This is a genomic window from Rhodoferax sp. WC2427 (genome assembly GCF_040822085.1).
Classification (GTDB): Bacteria; Pseudomonadota; Gammaproteobacteria; order Burkholderiales; family Burkholderiaceae_C; genus Rhodoferax_B.
In genome coordinates, this window is record NZ_CP162006.1 from 906,763 (window position 1) to 925,681 (window position 18,919).

The window sequence follows — 18,919 nt, forward strand, 5'->3', positions numbered from 1 at the left end:
ATGCTAGCATGGGGTTTGTCCGACCCTTTTAAGCACATTTAGGAAGTTCACGCATGACCACGGCAGATTCTCCCAGCGTCCCCAAGTCCGCCAAAGTGGCAGGGGCCAAGGCTACTCCAGCCAAGGTCGCTCCCACGGCGACCCGTTCGGCCAGCCGCGAAAAGGCGAACGAGCGGCCTCTGGTTGAAGATATCCGCCTGCTGGGCCGTATTCTGGGTGATGTGATCCGTGAGCAAGAGGGCGATGCCGCATTTGAGCTGGTCGAGCAGGTGCGCAAGCTGTCGGTGGCCTTCCGCCGCGATGCCGATGCCGAGGCCGACAAGGCACTCAAAAAGCTGCTCAAGGCCCTGACCGGCGACCAGACGGTGAGCGTCATGCGCGCCTTCACCTATTTCAGCCACCTGGCCAACCTGGCCGAAGACCGCCACCATATCCGCCGCCGCGCGGTGCATGAGCGTGCGGGCGACACCCAGGAAGGCAGCATCGAAGTGGCGCTGTCGCGTTTGCGCTGGGCCGGCATTTCCCCCAAAACCATCGCGCAGACCCTGGCCCACGCCTACGTGGCTCCGGTGCTCACCGCCCACCCCACCGAAGTGCAGCGTAAGAGCATTCTGGATGCCGAGCGCGATATTGCCCGGCTGCTGACAGTGCGCGACACCCTGCGCGAACGCACCCTGGTCGGCACCACCAAAGACGCCCTGGCGCCGCGCGAACTGGCCACCAACGAGGCGCAGTTACGGGCCCGCGTCATGCAGCTGTGGCAAACCCGCCTGCTGCGCATGAACAAATTGACCGTGGCCGACGAGATCGAGAATGCGCTGAGCTACTACGAATCGACCTTTTTGCGCGAGATCCCCAAGATCTACGCCGACCTGGAAGGCGCCCTGGGCGACCACCCGGTGCACAGCTTCCTGCGCATGGGCCAGTGGATTGGTGGCGACCGCGACGGCAACCCGAATGTGAGCGCCCAGACGCTGGAATACGCGCTGCGCCGCCAGGCCGACGTGGCCCTGCGCCACTACCTGACCGAGGTGCACTACCTGGGCGGCGAGCTGTCGCTGTCGGCGGGCCTGGTGGGCATGACGCCGGAGATGCAGGCGCTGGCTGCCAGCTCGCCCGACACCAATGTGCACCGCCAGGACGAGCCCTACCGTCTGGCCCTGACCGGCATCTACGCCCGCCTGGCCGCCACCCTGAAGGGCCTGACCGGGGGCGACGCCGCCCGCCACGCCGTTGCGCCGCAAAACCCCTACCTGCTGGCCGAAGACTTTCTGGCCGACCTGCGCACCATTGAAGGCTCGTTGCTGGCCAACCACGGTGCCACCCTGGCGGCCGAGCGTCTGCACCCGCTGATCCGTGCGGTGGAGGTGTTTGGCTTCCATCTGGCCACGGTCGACTTGCGCCAAAGCTCGGACAAGCACGAGGAAGTGGTCGCCGAGCTGCTGGCCACGGCCCGCATCCAGGCCGACTACTCGGCGCTCGACGAAATGGCCAAGCGCACACTGCTGATGGGGCTGCTCAACGACGCCCGCCCGCTGCGCGTGGTGGGGGCCAGCTATTCCGAGCACACCTGCAAGGAAATCGCGATTTTCGAGGCGGCCCGCGAGTCCCGCGCCCGCTACGGCGTGCAGGCGATTCGCCACTACATCATCAGCCACACCGAGACGGTGAGCGACCTGCTGGAAGTGCTGCTGCTGCAAAAAGAAGTGGGGCTGATGCACCGCACGCTGGACAACAAGGCCACTGCCGACCTGATCGTGGTGCCACTGTTTGAAACCATCGAGGATTTGCGCAACGCCGCGCCCATCATGCGCGAGTTCTACGCCCTGCCCGGCATGGCCGAACTGGTGCAGCGCAGCGGCGCCGAGCAGGACATCATGCTGGGCTACTCCGACAGCAACAAGGACGGCGGCATCTTCACCAGCAACTGGGAGCTGTACCGCGCCGAAATCGCCCTGGTGGACTTGTTTGACCAACTGGCCAACAGCCACAACATCACCCTGCGCATGTTCCATGGCCGCGGCGGCACGGTGGGCCGGGGCGGTGGCCCCAGCTACCAGGCCATCCTGGCCCAGCCCCCCGGCACGGTGCGCGGCCAGATCCGCCTGACCGAGCAGGGCGAAGTCATCGGCTCCAAGTACGCCAACCCCGAGATTGGCCGCCGCAACCTGGAAACCCTGGTGGCCGCCACCCTGGAAGCCACGCTGCTGCAGCCAACCAAGTCCGCCACACCGGCATTTTTGAAGGCAGCGGCGCAGCTGTCTACCGCCAGCATGGCCGCGTACCGGGCACTGGTGTACGAAACCCCGGGTTTCACCAACTACTTTTTCGAGTCCACCCCGCTGCGCGAGATTGCCGAGCTCAACATCGGCTCGCGCCCCGCGGCCCGCAAGCCGTCGCAAAAGATCGAAGACCTGCGCGCAATTCCCTGGGGCTTCAGCTGGGGCCAGTGCCGCCTGACCTTGCCAGGCTGGTTCGGCTTTGGTTCGGCGGTGGAGGCGTTTTTGAACGAAAACGGCCCTGCAGGCAGAAAAGACGCGCTGGGAGTGCTACAAAAAATGTACCGCCAGTGGCCCTTCTTCAGCACCTTGCTGAGTAATATGGACATGGTGCTGGCCAAAAGCGACCTGGCCCTGGCCTCGCGCTATGCCGAGTTGGTGAGCGATGCCAAGCTGCGCAAGCGCATTTTTGCCAACATTGAGGCCGAGTGGCACCGCACCGCCAACGCGCTGACCCAGATCACCGGTGAAAAGCAGCGCCTGTCGGGCAACGCCTCGCTGCAGCGCTCCATCCGCCACCGGTTTCCCTACATCGACCCGCTGCACCACCTGCAGGTCGAACTGGTGCGCCGCTACCGGGCCGGGCAGAGCGACGAGCGGGTGCAGATCGGCATCCACATTTCCATCAACGGCATTGCGGCGGCGCTGCGCAACACCGGTTAAAAGCGGCCAGGGCGCCACGGCGCGCCATGTTGCTCTGCAATAATAAAAACCAACGGCCTCGGAACACGTTCTCAGGCCCTTGGTTTTTTTACCTTTTGGAGTTCTATGCTGATCCAACCCGTTGTGCTCTCCGGTGGCTCCGGCACCCGCCTGTGGCCTTTGTCGCGCGAGAAATACCCCAAGCAGCTGCTGCCGCTGATCGGCGACGATTCGCTCCTGCAGGCCACGGTGCGCCGGGTGGAGGGACTGGGCCTGGGCACGCTGGCGGCGCCTATGGTGGTGTGCAACGAGGAGTACCGCTTCGTCATCGCCGAGCAGCTGCGCCTGATGGGCCAGCCTGGGCGCATCGTGCTGGAGCCCACGGGGCGCAACACCGCACCGGCCCTGACGCTGGCCGCGCTGGCCGCCCTGCGCGACGGTGCCGACCCGGTGCTGCTGGTCATGCCGGCCGACCACGTGATCGTGGACAAACCCGCCTTCCAGTCCGTGGTGCGCCAGGGCGCGGCCTTGGCGGCAGAGGGCGCGGTGGTCACCTTTGGCATCACGCCCGACAGCCCCGAAACGGGCTACGGCTATATCCAGTCCGGTGCGCTGTACGGCAACGGCGGCGCCTCCACCATCGCCCGGTTTGTGGAAAAACCCGACCAGGCCACCGCGCAAAGCTACCTGGACGCCGGCACCTATTCCTGGAACAGCGGCCTGTTCATGGTCAAGGCTTCGGTGTGGCTGGCGGCCATGGCCGTGTGCCGTGCCGACATCCTGGCCGCCTGCCAGACCGCCTGGGACGCGGGCAGCACCGACGGTGAGTTTGTACGCGTGGGCAAAGAGCTGTTTTCCGCCTGCCCCAGCGACTCTATCGACTACGCGGTGATGGAGCGCATCGCCTCCGGCCAGGCCGGGTTGCCCCCGGGCGTGGTGATTCCGCTGGCCGCAGGCTGGTCCGACGTGGGCGCCTGGGATGCCCTGTGGCAAGTGCTGCCCAAGGACGATGCGGGCAACGTGGCCCAGGGCGACGTGCTGCTGCACGACTGCCGCAACACCCTGGCCCTGTCCGAAGGCCGCCTGATCGCCTGCGTGGGCGTGGACGACATCGTGGTGGTGGAAACCGCCGATGCCATCCTGGTGGCCCACAAGGACAAGACCCAGGACGTGAAAAAGATCGTCGAAAGCCTCAAGAAACAAGGCCGCTCCGAGGGCCAGCTGCACCGCAAGGTGTTCCGCCCCTGGGGCTGGTACGACAGTGTGGACAATGGCGCGCGCTTTCAGGTCAAGCGCATCGTGGTCAAGCCCGGCGGCACCCTGTCGCTGCAAATGCACCACCACCGCGCCGAACACTGGATCGTGGTCTCCGGCACCGCCAAGGTCACCAAAGGCGACGAGACTTTTTTGGTCACCGAGAACGAATCCACCTACATCCCGCTGGGCACCACCCACCGGCTGGAAAACCCCGGCCGCGTCGAGCTGGAAATGATCGAGGTGCAATCCGGCAGCTACCTGGGTGAGGACGATATCGTCCGCTTTGAAGATGTCTATGGCCGCTAGCCAGGTCCGGCAATTTGATCTGATTGCCTTCGACTGGGACGGCACGCTGTTCGATTCCACGGCCATCATCACCCGCAGCATCCAGGAGGCGGTGCGCGACGTGGGCGGCACCGTGCCCAGCGATGCAGCGGCTTCGTTCGTGATTGGCATGGACTTGATTCCCGCCCTGGCCCACGCGGCACCCGATGTGCCTGCGTCCCAGCACGCGGCGCTGGGTGCGCGCTTCAACCACCACTACCGGGTGCACCAGCACGACATCAGCCTGTTTACCGGGGTGCTGCCCATGCTGGCGGCATTGAAGGCGCGCCAGCACTGCCTGGCCGTGGCTACCGGCAAGTCGCGGCGCGGTCTGGACGAGACCTTGCGGGCGGTGGAGCTGCACGGCCTGTTTGACGGCTCCCGCACTGCCGACGAAACCCTGGGCAAGCCGCATCCGCGCATGCTGCAGGAGCTGATGCGCGAGTTTGGCGTGGCCCCCGAGCGCACCCTGATGGTGGGCGACACCACACACGACCTGCAAATGGCCGTCAACGCCGGTTGCGCCAGTGTGGGCGTGGGCTATGGCGCGCACGGCACCGAGGCGTTTGCGGCACTGCAGCCGCGGTTTGTGGCCCATTCCGTGGCCGAGCTGCATGCCTGGCTGCTGGCGCACGGCTGATTTTGGGAGCCTGACACCATGCAAGAAATTCCCCTGTGCAATGCGGCTGACCTGAGCGATGGTGGCGATGCCGTGCCGTTTGATGTGAGCTACCTGGGCGAGACCTGCCGGGCGTTTGCCATCCGCTACAACGGCCAGGCCCATGCCTACCTGAACCGCTGCACCCATGTTCCCATGGAGCTCGACTACCAGCCAAACCGCATCTTTGACGATTCCGGCGAGTGGTTGCTGTGCGCCACCCACGGCGCGGCCTACCGGCCCGACACCGGCGAATGCGGTGGCGGCCCCTGCCGCGGCGGGCTGGTGAAGATAGCCCTTTCCGAATCCAGTGGGGTGGTGCGCTGGCATACTCGGGCGCAATTGCAACCTGTTGAGTTTTAACCATGACCGACCCGATCCTTCCCGGCGAATCCCCCGCCTCCGCGCCACCTGAGCGCTCTGCGGGGAGCCCGGCGGGCCGTAGCCCTACCGACACCCCTGGATGGGAGCGCGTGACCCTGGAAAAACTGGCCTTTGCCGCCCTGGCCGAGCAAAAAACCGCCCGCCGCTGGCGCAATTTTGTCCGCCTGGCCTGGCTGGTGTGCCTGGTGGCCGCAGCGTGGATCGGCCTGTCGCGCACCACGCCCAGCACCGACAAAACCACCGCCCACACCGCCGTGGTGGAAATCAAGGGCGAAATCGCCTCGGGTGCGGATGCCAGCGCCGAATTTGTCGTAGCCGCCATGCGCAGCGCGTTCGAGGACGAGGGCGCCCAGGCCGTGGTCTTGCTGATCAACTCGCCAGGCGGTAGCCCGGTGCAGGCCGGCATCATCAATGACGAGATCTGGCGCCTCAAGAAGAAATACCACAAGCCGGTGTATGCCGTGGTGGAAGAAAGCTGCGCCTCGGCGGCCTACTACATCGCCGTGGCTGCCGACCAGATTTTTGTCGACAAGGCCAGCATCGTCGGCAGCATCGGCGTGCTGATGGACGGTTTTGGCTTCACCGGACTGATGGACAAGCTGGGTGTGGAGCGCCGCCTGATGACGGCGGGCGAAAACAAGGGCTTTTTGGACCCGTTCAGCCCCCAATCCGACAAACAACGGGCCTTCGCCCAGAGCATGCTGGACCAGATCCATACGCAGTTCATCGACGCAGTCAAGGCCGGGCGTGGCAAGCGCCTGCACGAAACCCCGGAAACCTTCAGCGGCCTGTTCTGGAGCGGCCAGCAGGCGGTGGAAATGGGCCTGGCCGACCACCTGGGCAACCTGGATTACGTGGCCCGCGAGGTCGTCAAGGCCGAAGAGCTGGTGGACTACACCCGCCGCGAGAACGTGGCCGAGCGCCTGGCCAAGCGTTTTGGCGCCGCCATGGGCGAAGGCTCGGTGCGCGCGCTGCAGCGCGTACCCGCCTTGCGTTAAAAATCCTAACGGCCGATCGCAAACACGGCGGGCTGGTCAGTGACCAGACCCGCCTTGTTTTTTTGCCGCCAGCCTTTGACGGTGTCGCTGACCGTGCGGGGGGCGGCCAAAGTCATGCCGCTGCTGACGGCCAAACGCGTGTTTTGCTGCAAAGTCTGTAGCAGACCTTGTAGCAGGGATGCGTTGCGGTAGGGTGTTTCAATGAAAATCTGGGTCTGACCGGTTTTCAGCGCCAGGGCCTCCAGTTCGCGGATTTTCTGGCTACGTTCCGGCTCCGCCTGGGGCACGTAGCCGACAAACGCAAAGTTCTGCCCGTTCAAACCGCTGGCGGCCAGCGCCAGCAGCAGCGACACCGGCCCCACCAGCACCACCACTTCCAGCCCCAGCTCGTGCGCGGCACGCACCACCGACGAACCCGGGTCGGCCACTGCGGGCATGCCCGCTTCGCTGACCAGCCCGATGTCCATCCCCTGCAAGGCGGCAGCCAGCAGCGGCTTGGCATCGAAGTTGCCGCTGTGGTCGCCTTTCTTGTGCACTTCGCGCGGCAGCTCCTGGATCTGCAAGGCCTGCAGGGGCTGGGCCAGGGGCACCAGTGCATCCACCCGCTTCAGGTAGGCGCGGGTGGTCTTGGCGTTTTCACAGACCCAGTGCTGCAGCCGAGCGGCCACGCGCAAGGTGCCCAACGGCATCACGTCGTCCAGTGGCGTCTGCGTGGTGCAGCCGAAATCCAGCGGAGCGGGGACCAGGTACAGTTTTCCGGGGGTCATAGCAGCACCACTCCGGCGGCGCGCAGCAACTGGCAGGTGCGGATCAGTGGCAGACCGATCAGGGCAGTGGGGTCGTCGCTGTCGATGCTGTCCAGCAGGCTGATGCCCAGGCCCTCGCTTTTGGCGCTGCCCGCGCAGTCGTAGGGTTGCTCGGCCAACAAGTAGGTTTCAATTTCGGCATCGCTGAGGTCGCGAAACCGCACCTGCACCGGGGCCAGCGCGCTCTGGGCAAAGCCGCTGTCGAGGCAGACGACCGACAGCGCGGTCTGGAACACCACCGTGTGGCCGCGCATCTGGCGCAATTGCGCCACGGCATTGGCGTGGTTGCCGGGCTTGCCCAGCGGCTCGCCGTGTAAATCCGCCACCTGGTCGGAGCCGATGACCACGGCCTGCGGAAAGCGGGCGGCCACGGCCCGGGCCTTGGCCAGCGACAGGCGAAGCGCCAGATCGCGCGGCAATTCACCGGGCAACGGGGTTTCATCTACGTCCGGTGCGGCAACTTCAAAGGGGATGCGCAGGCGCTGCAGCAGTTCACTGCGGTAGCGTGAAGTCGAGCCCAAGACCAGGGTGCGGGGGGGAGGGGAGGGCAAAGGGGAATGCATCCCGGGATTCTCTTACACTGTGCCCATGAATATCGAGATTGCTTCCACCCCCCTGGACGTGCGCGCCTTTGCACAGGCTGCGGGCGCCCGCTCTGCCCAGGAATTGCTACCAAAATATGAGCGCCTCATGCAGGAAGCGTCAGCGCCAGCAGCTGATTTGACTGTGAACTGGAACGCCCAGGGCGAGCTGCGCCCGGTGGCGGGCGGCGAGGCCGAAATCTGGCTGCACATCCAGGCCGATACCTGCCTGCCCATGACCTGCCAACGCTGCCTTACCCCGGTGGACGTCCCATTGGCGGTGGACCGTTCTTTCCGTTTCGTTGCCGATGAAGACACCGCGGCCGCACTGGACGACGAGTCCGAAGAAGACATCCTGGCGCTTGACCCGGCATTCGACCTGGCCATCTTGGTTGAAGACGAGCTGCTGATGGAAATCCCCCTGGTGCCGCGCCACGAGGTGTGCCCGGTGGAGGTGACCTTGGAGGTGGTGGACCCGGCTTTTGAGGCCGCCTTGTCGGAAAAGCCCCATCCGTTTGCTGCGCTGGCCAAGCTGCGTGGTGAGGGTGCCGACTAGGGACTAGCATTGCCCCGTAAGCTTGGGCTATAATCTAAGGCTTAGCGCGAAAAGGCTTTGAGCATTTTGACTTCAAAGTTGAGTGGCCTCTCGTGAATTGTCTAATCTTTTAGCGTTTAGCTTTAAACGCATTTGAACCACACTTATTTAGGAGCCCACCATGGCCGTCCAACAGAACAAAAAGTCCCCTTCCAAGCGCGGTATGCACCGTTCGCACAACGCACTGAACGTGCCCGGTATCGCAGTGGAATCCACCACCGGTGAAACCCACCTGCGCCACCACATCAGCCCCAACGGTTTCTACCGTGGTCGCCAGGTGCTGAAAAACAAATCTGAAGCCTGATCTGCGCTCACCATCCAGGGCCCGGTGCTACGTAACCCGTAGCCACGGGCCTTTGTTTTGATGTTTGCACTTTCTAGACTTCGCGCGCCGCTGGGCGCTGCTACACCATGATCACACTCGCTGTGGATTGCATGGGTGGTGACCATGGCCCCAGCGTCACGCTGCCGGCCTGCCGCCATTTTCTCGACAACACCCCCGGGGTTTCGCTCTTGCTGGTCGGTTTGCCTGCCAGCCTGGCGGGCTTTGTGCATCCGCGCGCCCAGGTTGTGGTGGCCAGCGAAGTGGTCGGCATGGACGACTCGATTGAAATTGCCCTGCGCAAGAAGAAAGATTCTTCCATGCGCGTGGCGATCAGCCAGGTCAAGCTGGGCACGGCCCAGGCGGCGGTGTCGGCGGGCAATACCGGGGCCTTGATGGCCATTGCCCGCTATCTGCTCAAAACCCTGGACGGTATCGACCGGCCCGCCATTGCCGGGCAAATCCCCAATGCCAAGGGCGGTGCCACCACGGTGCTGGATCTCGGTGCCAATGTGGATTGCACGGCCGAGCATTTGCTGCAATTTGCGGTGATGGGCTCGGCCCTGGTGTCGGTGCTCAGCGACAACGAAAACCCCACGGTCGGCCTGCTCAATATTGGCGAAGAAGCCATCAAGGGCAACGAGACCATCAAGCTGTCGGGCGAATTGTTGCGCGCCGCAGCGCGTGCGGGCGATCTGAACTTCTATGGCAACGTCGAAGGCAACGATATTTTTGTGGGCACCACGGACATCATCGTGTGCGACGGTTTTGTCGGCAATGTGGCGCTGAAAACCAGCGAAGGCCTGGCCAACATGATCGTCAACTTCTTGCGCGCCGAGTTCTCTCGCAATATCTTCACCAAATTTACGGCATTGCTCGCCACTCCGGTGCTATCTGCGCTTAAAAAGCGCATGGACCACCGGCGCTACAACGGTGCAGCCTTGTTGGGTCTGCGCGGTTTAGTGTTCAAAAGCCATGGCTCGGCCGACGCATTTGCGTTTGAGCAGGCGTTGCACCGGGCGTATGATGCAGCCCGAAACAACCTGCTGGACCGTGTCCAGGCCCGCATTGCGCATGCAGCGCCACTTTTGGCGGCATCTGCGGCCAATGCCTTGGACACGACCGCAACCACGAGCGCATGACGAGTCCATATTCCCGCATCACCGGCACCGGTAGCTACCTCCCCCCCCGTCGATTGACCAACGCCGATCTGGTGGCCGAACTGGCTGCCAAAGGCGTGGAAACCTCGGACGACTGGATCGTGGAGCGCACCGGCATCCGGGCCCGCCATTTCGCCGATGCCGATACCACCTGCAGTGACTTGGCGGTGCATGCCGCCCGGCACGCCATGGAGGCAGCCGGTGTCCAGGCCCAGGACATCGACCTGATCATCGTCGCCACCTCCACGCCGGATATGGTGTTTCCGTCGGCTGCCTGCATTGTGCAAAACAAGCTGGGCATCCACGGCTGTCCGGCGTTTGATGTGCAGGCCGTGTGCAGCGGCTTTGTGTACGCGCTGACCGTGGCCGATGCCATGGTCCGCACCGGTTCGGCCCGCAAGGCGCTGGTGATCGGGGCGGAGGTGTTCTCGCGGATTCTCGATTTCTCCGACCGCACCACCTGTGTGCTGTTTGGCGATGGTGCGGGAGCGGTGGTGCTGGAAGCCTCGGACACGCCGGGCATTCTGGCCAGCGACCTGCATGCCGACGGCAAGCACGTGGGCATTTTGTGTGTGCCTGGCCAGGTGTCGGGCGGTTCGGTGGTGGGCAGCCCCCTGCTGACCATGGACGGCCCGGCCGTATTCAAGCTGGCCGTCGGTGTGCTGGAAGAAGCCGCCCGGGCCGCCTTGGCCAAGGCCGGTAAAACCCACGACGACATCGACTGGCTGATTCCGCACCAGGCCAATATCCGCATCATGCAAAGCACGGCCAAGCGGCTGAAGATGTCCATGGACAAGGTCATTGTGACCGTGGACCAGCATGGCAACACCTCGGCGGCGTCGATTCCCCTGGCGCTGGACGCCGGTGTACGCAGCGGCCAAATCAAAAAGGGCCAGACCCTCATGCTCGAAGGCGTGGGTGGCGGGTTTACCTGGGGTGCAGTGCTGCTTAATTTGTAGCATGCTACGCTCATTCCATAAGCGATAGCGGCATTTTTGACTCATAAAATCCATGAACCATTTCGCTTTTATCTTTCCCGGCCAGGGTTCCCAGTCCGTCGGCATGCTCGACGCGTGGGGCGACCATCCCGTAGTGCGCCAGACCCTGCAAGAAGCCTCCGATGCCTTGGGTGAAGACGTGGCCCTGCTGATCAAGGACGGCCCCAAGGAGGCGCTGGCCCTGACCACCAACACCCAGCCAGTGATGCTGGTGGCTGCCGTCGCCGCCTACCGCGCCTGGATGGCCGAAACGGGTGCCGCACCTGCCGTGGTGGCCGGCCATTCGCTGGGTGAATATTCTGCGCTGGTGGCTTCCGGCGTGCTAACGCTGGCCCAGGCCGCGCCGCTGGTGCGCTTTCGGGCCCAGGCCATGCAGAACGCCGTGCCGGTGGGCGTGGGTGCCATGGCTGCCATCTTGGGGCTGGATGCTACTAAAGTAATAGCTGGTTGTGCCGATGTGACGAGCGCCATGCGCGCTTTGGGCCCTGAATTTTCTGGCGAGGTGGTGGAGGCCGTGAACTTCAACGACCCCGGCCAGACCGTGATTGCCGGCAGCAAGGCCGCGGTGGAAAAAGCTTGTGAAGTCCTCAAGGCCAGCGGTGCCAAGCGCGCTCTGCCTTTGCCGGTGTCAGCCCCGTTCCATTCCAGCCTGATGCAGCCCGCGGCCATGCAACTGCGCGAGAAACTGGCGCAGACCGTGTTTGCCGCGCCGCAAATTCCGGTGGTCAACAATATTGACGTGGCGGTTGAAACCGACCCCGACCGCATCCGCGATGCCCTGGTGCGCCAGGCTTTTGGCCCGGTGCGCTGGGTCGAGTGCGTGGCCGCCATCAAGGCCCGCGGCGTGACCACCCTGGTCGAATGCGGCCCCGGCAAGGTGCTGGCCGGTATGGTCAAGCGTATCGACGCGGGCCTGGTTGGCCTGCCTTTGTTCGACCCTGCCAGCATGGCCGAGGTCCAGTCCCAACTATCAGGAGCCGCCGCATGAGCGCCGTGGAATTTGCAGGCCAGGTGGCCTTGGTAACCGGCGCATCGCGCGGTATCGGTGCGGCCATCGCCCTGGAGTTGGCCCAACGTGGCCTGAAAGTGATCGGCACCGCCACCAGTGAGTCCGGTGCCGCTGCCATCACACAGGCGCTGGCCGCCTTTCCCGGTTGCAGTGGCAAGAAGCTGGATGTGAACAACTTGGCCGAGGCCGAGGCTGTCATTGATAGCATTACTAAAGAATGGGGCGGTCTGCAGGTGCTGGTGAACAACGCAGGCATCACCCGCGACACCCTGGCTATGCGCATGAAAGACAGCGACTGGGACGATGTGCTGGACACCAACCTGAAGGCCGTGTTCCGCATGAGCCGCGCGGTGATGCGCACCATGATGAAACAGCGCTATGGCCGCATCATCAGCATTACCTCGGTGGTGGGCGCCTCGGGCAACCCGGGGCAGGCCAATTACGCCGCCGCCAAAGCCGGTGTGGCGGGCATGACGCGGGCCCTGGCGCGCGAGTTGGGCTCGCGCAACATCACGGTCAATTGCGTGGCACCGGGCTTTATCAATACCGACATGACCGCCAGCCTGCCCGAAGAGCAGCACAAAGCCCTGTTGGCGCAAATTCCGCTGGGCCAGTTGGGCCTGCCCGCCGATGTGGCGCATGCGGTGGCCTATCTGGCATCGCCCCAGGCGGGCTACGTGACGGGGCAGGAGCTGCACGTCAACGGTGGCATGTACATGTGAGTAATTTGACGGTAAGGTCAAGGCACTCGTTCACACAAAATCCAGCCGTTCTATCCGTACGGCAGTCTGGGCAGGGGATCTTCTGCAGCCCGGCTAAAATCACGGATTCTTTTACAACCCTCAGAGGGAACTATGAGCGATATCGAAGCACGCGTTAAAAAAATCATTGCCGAACAACTGGGTGTGGAAGAAGCCCAAGTTACCAACGAAAAGTCATTCGTGGCCGATCTGGGCGCTGACTCGTTGGACACCGTCGAACTGGTGATGGCACTGGAAGATGAGTTTGGCATCGAAATCCCGGACGAAGACGCCGAGAAGATCACCACCGTGCAAAACGCGATCGACTACGCGACCAGCCACCCCAAGGGCTAATCTGCCTCTGAACCAACTGGCTGTTTGCCACCCGCGTGGAGACAGCCAGTGGAACCAAGCGGCACCCGGTGCCGTTTTTTGCAGCCTCTAGCTGCCCACCACACCCCATACATTTATGTCCCGTCGTCGTGTCGTCGTCACAGGTTTAGGTTGCGTCAGCCCCGTAGGTAACACCGTGGCCGATGCGTGGCAGGCTTTATTGGCCGGTCAGTCGGGTATTGACCTGATCAAATCGTTTGATGCCAGCCCCTTCTCATGCAAGTTTGGTGGCGAAGTCAAAGGTTTTGACATCAATGCCCTGATCCCTGAGAAAGAAGCGCGCCACATGGACCGCTTCATCCACCTCGGGCTGGCGGCGGCGATCGAAGCGGTGGCCGACTCCGGTCTGGCCACCGGCGACGCACTGGACGAAGAAGAAGCCACGCGCATTGGCTGCAACATCGGCTCCGGCATTGGCGGCCTGCCCATGATCGAGCAGACGCATGCCGAATACACCAGCCGGGGCGCGCGGCGCATTTCCCCATTTTTTGTACCGGCCTCGATCATCAACATGATCTCGGGCCACGTGTCGATCAAGTTTGGCTTCAAAGGCCCCAACATCGCCATTGCCACCGCCTGCACCACCGGCCTGCATGCCATCGGCCAATCGGCCCGCATGATCGAGTACGGTGACTGCGACGTGATGGTGGCCGGCGGTGCCGAATCCACCATGTCGCCGCTGGGCCTGGGCGGCTTTGCCGCAGCCCGTGCCCTGAGCACGCGCAACGACGACCCCGCCACCGCCTCCCGTCCCTGGGACAAAGACCGCGACGGCTTTGTGCTGGGCGAGGGCGCAGGCGTGCTGGTAATCGAAGAATACGAGCACGCCAAGGCGCGCGGGGCCAAGATTTACGCCGAAATCGTGGGCTTTGGCCTGAGCGGCGACGGCTACCACATGACGGCCCCCAACGTGGACGGCCCCCGCCGCTCCATGCAGATGGCCTTGAAGAACGCCGGTGTGAATCCCGACCAGGTGAATTATCTGAACGCCCACGGCACTTCCACGCCGCTGGGGGACGCCAACGAAACCAACGCCATCAAGCTGGCGTTTGGCGACCACGCCAAGAACCTGGTGGTCAATTCCACCAAATCCATGACCGGACACCTGTTGGGCGGCGCGGGCGGCATTGAGAGCGTCTTTACCGTCTTGGCGTTGCACCACCAGAAGAGCCCACCCACCATCAACATCTTCAACCAGGACCCCGAGTGCGACCTGGACTTCTGCGCCAACACGGCCCGGGACATGCAGATCGACGTGGCGGTGAAGAACAACTTCGGCTTCGGCGGCACCAACGGCACCCTGGTGTTCAAGCGCGTCTAAGCTGACGCCTCCAGCCCCATGCACAACGCCCCACCGGTGAGCTATCCGGTGGGGCGTTCGCGTTTCCAGGCCGGGCTGCAGGGCGCACTGTGGCTCTTGGGCGCAGCCACCGTGGCGGGCTGGAGCTGGCAGGTGGACGCGCTGGGCTGGCGGCAGGGTGTGGCGGCGCTCACCGTGCTGAGCGCGGGCCTGCTGGCCGTGGTCGCTTGGTGGACAACGCCGGTGGCGGCCCTGCGCTGGGACGGCCAGCAATGGTTCTGGAGCGGCAACAGTACCTCTTTCACGGTGCATGTCAGCGTCCACCTGGACCTGCAGCACCACCTGCTGCTGCGCCTGCGCCCGGATACGGGGCGGCCCCTGTGGTGCTGGGCTGAAAGGGCAAGCCAGCCCCTGTACTGGCGCAGCCTGCGCCGTGCGGTATATTCGCCCGCCAGACCGCTTGATGCCTCCACCAGTGCGCTCGGACCTGAACCATGACTGCACTACCTCCCCCCCCTTTGACCACCCCGGCCACAGCCACCGATAGCGACCTGATGCTGGTTGAACGCACGGTGGCGGGCGACCAGCGGGCGTACGGGCTGCTGGTGGTCAAGTACCAGCGCCGCATCCAGCGGTTGATTGGCCGCATGGTCCGCGACGTGGATCTGGTGGAAGACATTGCCCAGGAAACCTTCATCCGCGCCTACCGGGCCCTGCCGAAGTTCCGTGGCGACGCGCAGTTCTACACCTGGCTGTACCGTATCGCCATCAATACCGCCAAGAAGACGCTGATGGATTTCAAGCGCGATCCCACGGTTTCTGAAGCTTCCATGCGCCAATCTGACGACGATGATGAAACTTCGTACCGAAAAAATGAACCAACCAGTCCTGACACCCCGGACACGGTGCTGGCAGCCAAGCAAATATCGAATGCTGTCAACGTGGCCCTGGAGGCTTTGCCGGACGATTTGCGCCAGGCCGTGACTTTGCGTGAGATCGAAGGCATGAGCTACGAGGACATCGCAGAAATGATGCAGTGTCCGATTGGTACGGTGCGGTCGCGCATTTTCCGGGCCCGGGAGGCGATTTCGGCGCGGGTGAAGCCCTTGCTGGAAAACCAGTCCGGCAAGCGCTGGTAAGAGTTGTTGAGAGCTGGTGAGCACAAATTAGCAAGCAAGGTGAAGAACATGGCCAAAGAACATATTGACACCCCGCAGGATGCCCTTTCGGCATTGGCCGATGGGCAATTGCGCGGTGAGGCATTTGTGCTGGCGGTGGAGCGCGTGGTGCAGCAGCCCGAAGCCCAGGCCACCTGGCACGCTTACCACGTGGTGGGGGACGTGCTGCGCTCCAACGACCTGGCTTTTTGTACCGACGACCAGGCTTTTCTGGCCCGCTTCCAGAGCCGATTGGCTTTGGAGCCGGTTTTGGCACCTGCCCTAAATACTACAAATTTGATAGCTATTGCCGCTTATGAATCAAGCGCTAAGGCCTTGTTTGATGCACAAGATATTTCTGACGATGTAGCGGCCAATGCGCCCAGTTTTCGCTGGAAGATGGTGGCTGGCTTGGCCTCTGTGCTGGCGGTCGTGGCCGTTGGCTGGAACGTCATGGGCGGCCTGGGCGGCACCCCAACCGGGCAGCAACTGGCCCAAGCCACCTCCGCCACGCCCGTGTTGCAAGCCGTGGCGTTGGACAGTCCGAAGAACGCGGCTCCCCAGGTCATGCTGCGCGATGCCCGCCTGGACGCATTGATGGCGGCGCACAAGCAGTTTGGCGGCACCTCGGCCTTGCAAATGCCTGCAGGCTTCATCAGCAACGCCACCTACGAGACGCCCGCCCGCTGAGGCGCCAGGACCGCGAGATGCCCATGAACACCCGCCAAGGATTGCTGCTGGCTGCGCTGTGGGCTGCCCTGCTGCCGCTGGCAGATGCCGCACCGCCATTGCCCGCAGAGCCTGCTTCCGCTGCTGCGGTGCCCGAGCGCACCGTCAGCGAGTGGCTGATGCGCATGCACGAGGCCTCGGGCAAGCGCGCCTACATCGGCACGTTTGTGGTGTCGTACGGTGCGGGCAGCCTGTCCAGCGCACGGATCTGGCATGTATGCGACGGCGCGCAGCAGATGGAGCGGGTCGAATCCCTGACCGGCGCGCCACGCTCCACCTTCCGCCGCAATGACCAGGTTATTACCTTCATGCCTGAGACCAAGGTAGCAGTCGTTGAAAAACGGGAATCGCTGGGCCTGTTCCCCAATTTGCTGGAGGCGGGCGACTTTGCCATCCCCGCGTTTTATGCCGCCAAGCAGGTGGGCAGCGAGCGGGTTGCGGGTTTCGACGCCGATATGGTGCTGCTCAAGCCCAAAGACGGCTTGCGCTACGGCTACCGCATCTGGAGCGAGAAGAAGTCCGGCCTGGTGGTCAAGCTGCAGACGCTCGATGTGGATGGCCAGGTGCTGGAGCAGGCGGCTTTCTCCGAGCTGCAGCTGGATGCCCCCGTGAAGATGGACACCTTGGGCCAGATGATGGCCAATACCGCAGGCTACCGGGTCGAAACCTCGTCCATGCGCAAAACCACGGCCTTGTCGGAAGGCTGGGTCTTGAAAAATGGCGTGGCCGGCTTCAAACCTATGAGCTGCTTCCGCCGTGCGGTAGGTAACACGCCGGGGGGGCCGTCTGACGGTACGGTGCAGTGGGTGTTTTCGGACGGGCTGGCCTCGGTGTCGCTGTTTGTCGAGGCCTATGAGCCGCAGCGCCACCTGCAGGAAGGGGTAATGGCCGTAGGCGCCACCCAGTCCCTGACCCGCCGCATGGGGGCCTGGTGGCTGACGGCGGTGGGAGAGGTTCCGCTGGTCACCCTGAAGGCCTTTGGCCAAGGGTTGGAGCGGGTGAAGTAGCGCTGTTTCCAGGTTTTCTATCGATTGTTTTGAAGGATGTTGGCTATGTTTCAGGTCAGTTTGAAAAATATCCGTTTTGCTGCGGTGGTGTGCAGCATGGCCTTGGTGTCGGTGGCGACCGTGGTGCCCAGCGCGCCGGTGTGGGCGCAGACCCGCACGCTGCCGGACTTCACCGATCTGGTGGAGCAGGTCGGACCGTCGGTGGTCAACATCCGCACGCTGGAAAAAGCCTCGGCCCACGCGGCGCAAGGCAATGGCATGGACGAAGACATGCAAGAATTTTTCAAGCGTTTTGGCGTGCCGATCCCTAATATGCCGCGCCAGGCGCCGCGCCCGCAAAAACCCCAGCAACCGGAAGAGGAAGTGCCGCGCGGCGTGGGTTCGGGCTTCATTCTGAGCGCCGACGGCTACATCATGACCAACGCCCACGTGGTCGAAGGCGCAGAAGAGGTCCTGGTTACCCTGACCGACAAGCGCGAACTCAAGGCCAAGATCATCGGTTTTGACAAGCGCAGCGACGTGGCCCTGGTCAAGATCGACGCCACCGGCCTGCCGGCCGTCAAGCTGGGCGACGTGGGCCGCCTCAAGGTGGGCGAATGGGTGATGGCGATCGGTTCGCCTTTCGGCCTGGAGAACACCGTGACCGCGGGCATCGTCAGCGCCAAGCAGCGCGATACCGGTGACTACCTGTCCTTCATCCAGACCGATGTGGCCATCAACCCCGGCAATTCCGGCGGTCCACTGATCAATATGCGCGGCGAGGTGGTGGGCATCAACAGCCAGATCTACTCGCGCTCGGGCGGCTTCATGGGCATTTCGTTTGCCATTCCCATCGATGAAGCCTCTCGCGTCAGCGACCAGTTGCGCGCCTCGGGCCGGGTGTCGCGTGGCCGTATCGGTGTGCAGATCGAAACCGTGTCCAAGGAAGTGGCGGATTCGGTCGGCCTGGGCAAGGCGCAGGGCGCGTTTGTGCGCGGTGTCGAAACCGGCTCGCCCGCCGAAAAAGCCGGTGTGGAAGCGGGTGACATCATCACCAAGTTCGACGGCAAGGCGATCGACAAGTCCTCGGACCTGCCGCGCCTGGTGGGCAATACCAAGCCCGGCTCCAAGAGCAGCCTGACCGTGTTCCGCCGCGGTGCCACCAAGGAGTTGACGGTGTCGATTGCCGAGATCGAAGACGATCGGCCGGTTAAAAAGGCCTCGGGCAAAGAAGACAAACCCAAGGCATCGTCTGCGGGCCAGCAGTTGGGCCTGGTGGTGAGCGAGCTCACCGACGCGCAGAAAAAGGAGCTCAAGCTCAAAGGCGGTGTCAAGGTCGATAGCGCCACCGAGGGCGCAGCCCGCGCTGGGGTGAAGGAGGGTGACGTGATCGTGGCCATTGCCAACGCCGAGGTCGGCAGCGTCAAGGAGTTCGAGGCAGCAGTGGCCAAGATGGATAAAAGCAAACCCATCAACCTGCTGCTGCGCCGCGGTGAATGGGCGCAATACGCCTTGATCCGGCCTCTGAAGTAATTCGTTGGCGCCACAAAACCCTGCAAGCCTTACACGCTATGGGGTTTTAGGCGCTGCAGACTAGGGAA

At 63.5% G+C, this 18,919-nt stretch carries 20 protein-coding genes; 18 read left to right on the forward strand and 2 right to left on the reverse strand.

Annotated features, from left to right (window positions below; genetic code table 11):
* The first annotated feature begins 53 nt into the window (after positions 1-53).
* The 5 genes from ppc to AB3G31_RS04405 all read left to right on the forward strand — a co-directional run bounded on the left by ppc (position 54) and on the right by AB3G31_RS04405 (position 6,542).
* A complete protein-coding gene (ppc, locus tag AB3G31_RS04385) occupies positions 54-2,942 on the forward strand; it encodes a phosphoenolpyruvate carboxylase (RefSeq protein WP_367848990.1) in 2,889 nt (962 codons plus the stop codon).
* A 105-nt stretch (positions 2,943-3,047) separates the two neighbouring features.
* Positions 3,048-4,484: a mannose-1-phosphate guanylyltransferase/mannose-6-phosphate isomerase gene (locus AB3G31_RS04390; RefSeq protein WP_367848991.1), complete on the forward strand. Its 1,437-nt coding sequence runs from the start codon at positions 3,048-3,050 to the stop codon at positions 4,482-4,484.
* Positions 4,474-5,142, forward strand: coding sequence for an HAD family hydrolase (locus AB3G31_RS04395; RefSeq protein ID WP_367848992.1), 669 nt, complete (start codon positions 4,474-4,476; stop codon positions 5,140-5,142). Before AB3G31_RS04390 ends, AB3G31_RS04395 begins: the two co-directional genes overlap by 11 nt.
* 18 nt (positions 5,143-5,160) lie before the next feature.
* Complete coding sequence (locus AB3G31_RS04400) at positions 5,161-5,523, forward strand: Rieske (2Fe-2S) protein (protein ID WP_367848993.1); 363 nt, start codon at positions 5,161-5,163, stop codon at positions 5,521-5,523.
* Between the two features lie 2 nt (positions 5,524-5,525).
* Positions 5,526-6,542 carry a S49 family peptidase gene (locus AB3G31_RS04405; RefSeq protein WP_367848994.1) on the forward strand — a complete coding sequence of 339 codons (1,017 nt, stop codon included), beginning with the start codon at positions 5,526-5,528 and terminating at the stop codon, positions 6,540-6,542.
* 5 nt (positions 6,543-6,547) lie between these two features.
* Here the strand turns inward: AB3G31_RS04405 and AB3G31_RS04410 are convergent, their stop codons facing one another.
* Together AB3G31_RS04410 and AB3G31_RS04415 are read right to left on the reverse strand one after the other, a co-directional pair.
* Positions 6,548-7,309, reverse strand: a complete 762-nt coding sequence (locus tag AB3G31_RS04410; RefSeq protein WP_367848995.1) for an SAM-dependent methyltransferase — start codon at positions 7,307-7,309, stop codon at positions 6,548-6,550.
* Positions 7,306-7,911, reverse strand: coding sequence for a Maf family nucleotide pyrophosphatase (locus tag AB3G31_RS04415; RefSeq protein WP_367848996.1), 606 nt, complete (start codon positions 7,909-7,911; stop codon positions 7,306-7,308). Before AB3G31_RS04415 ends, AB3G31_RS04410 begins: the two co-directional genes overlap by 4 nt.
* A 25-nt stretch (positions 7,912-7,936) precedes the next feature.
* On the opposite strand from AB3G31_RS04415, the gene AB3G31_RS04420 reads away from it, so the two are divergent.
* The 13 genes from AB3G31_RS04420 (at position 7,937) to AB3G31_RS04480 (ending at position 18,851) form a co-directional block, all read left to right on the forward strand.
* Positions 7,937-8,485 (forward strand): DUF177 domain-containing protein, encoded by a 549-nt coding sequence (locus tag AB3G31_RS04420; RefSeq protein ID WP_367848997.1) that lies wholly within the window; start codon positions 7,937-7,939, stop codon positions 8,483-8,485.
* 160 nt (positions 8,486-8,645) lie between these two features.
* Positions 8,646-8,828 carry a 50S ribosomal protein L32 gene (rpmF, locus tag AB3G31_RS04425; protein WP_295955448.1) on the forward strand — a complete coding sequence of 61 codons (183 nt, stop codon included), beginning with the start codon at positions 8,646-8,648 and terminating at the stop codon, positions 8,826-8,828.
* 107 nt (positions 8,829-8,935) lie between these two features.
* Positions 8,936-9,988, forward strand: a complete 1,053-nt coding sequence (gene plsX / locus AB3G31_RS04430; protein ID WP_367848998.1) for a phosphate acyltransferase PlsX — start codon at positions 8,936-8,938, stop codon at positions 9,986-9,988.
* Positions 9,985-10,965, forward strand: coding sequence for a beta-ketoacyl-ACP synthase III (locus AB3G31_RS04435; RefSeq protein ID WP_367848999.1), 981 nt, complete (start codon positions 9,985-9,987; stop codon positions 10,963-10,965). The genes plsX and AB3G31_RS04435 overlap by 4 nt, the downstream gene beginning before the upstream one ends.
* A 52-nt stretch (positions 10,966-11,017) precedes the next feature.
* Positions 11,018-11,992, forward strand: coding sequence for an ACP S-malonyltransferase (fabD, locus tag AB3G31_RS04440; protein ID WP_367849000.1), 975 nt, complete (start codon positions 11,018-11,020; stop codon positions 11,990-11,992).
* Positions 11,989-12,735 (forward strand): 3-oxoacyl-ACP reductase FabG, encoded by a 747-nt coding sequence (fabG, locus tag AB3G31_RS04445; RefSeq protein WP_367849001.1) that lies wholly within the window; start codon positions 11,989-11,991, stop codon positions 12,733-12,735. The genes fabD and fabG overlap by 4 nt, the downstream gene beginning before the upstream one ends.
* A 132-nt stretch (positions 12,736-12,867) precedes the next feature.
* Positions 12,868-13,107: an acyl carrier protein gene (gene acpP / locus AB3G31_RS04450; RefSeq protein ID WP_315185800.1), complete on the forward strand. Its 240-nt coding sequence runs from the start codon at positions 12,868-12,870 to the stop codon at positions 13,105-13,107.
* A gap of 115 nt (positions 13,108-13,222) precedes the next feature.
* Positions 13,223-14,467 (forward strand): beta-ketoacyl-ACP synthase II, encoded by a 1,245-nt coding sequence (fabF, locus tag AB3G31_RS04455; RefSeq protein WP_367849002.1) that lies wholly within the window; start codon positions 13,223-13,225, stop codon positions 14,465-14,467.
* A gap of 18 nt (positions 14,468-14,485) precedes the next feature.
* Positions 14,486-14,944: a hypothetical protein gene (locus AB3G31_RS04460; RefSeq protein ID WP_367849003.1), complete on the forward strand. Its 459-nt coding sequence runs from the start codon at positions 14,486-14,488 to the stop codon at positions 14,942-14,944.
* Positions 14,941-15,585, forward strand: a complete 645-nt coding sequence (gene rpoE, locus AB3G31_RS04465; RefSeq protein ID WP_367849004.1) for an RNA polymerase sigma factor RpoE — start codon at positions 14,941-14,943, stop codon at positions 15,583-15,585. The genes AB3G31_RS04460 and rpoE overlap by 4 nt, the downstream gene beginning before the upstream one ends.
* Positions 15,586-15,633: 48 nt before the next feature.
* Positions 15,634-16,293, forward strand: a complete 660-nt coding sequence (locus AB3G31_RS04470; RefSeq protein ID WP_367849005.1) for a sigma-E factor negative regulatory protein — start codon at positions 15,634-15,636, stop codon at positions 16,291-16,293.
* Positions 16,294-16,316: 23 nt separating this feature from the next.
* A complete protein-coding gene (locus AB3G31_RS04475; protein ID WP_367849006.1) occupies positions 16,317-17,339 on the forward strand; it encodes a MucB/RseB C-terminal domain-containing protein in 1,023 nt (340 codons plus the stop codon).
* Between the two features lie 45 nt (positions 17,340-17,384).
* On the forward strand, positions 17,385-18,851 hold the full coding sequence (locus tag AB3G31_RS04480; RefSeq protein WP_367849007.1) for a DegQ family serine endoprotease: 1,467 nt from the start codon (positions 17,385-17,387) through the stop codon (positions 18,849-18,851).
* The last annotated feature ends 68 nt before the right edge of the window (positions 18,852-18,919 follow it).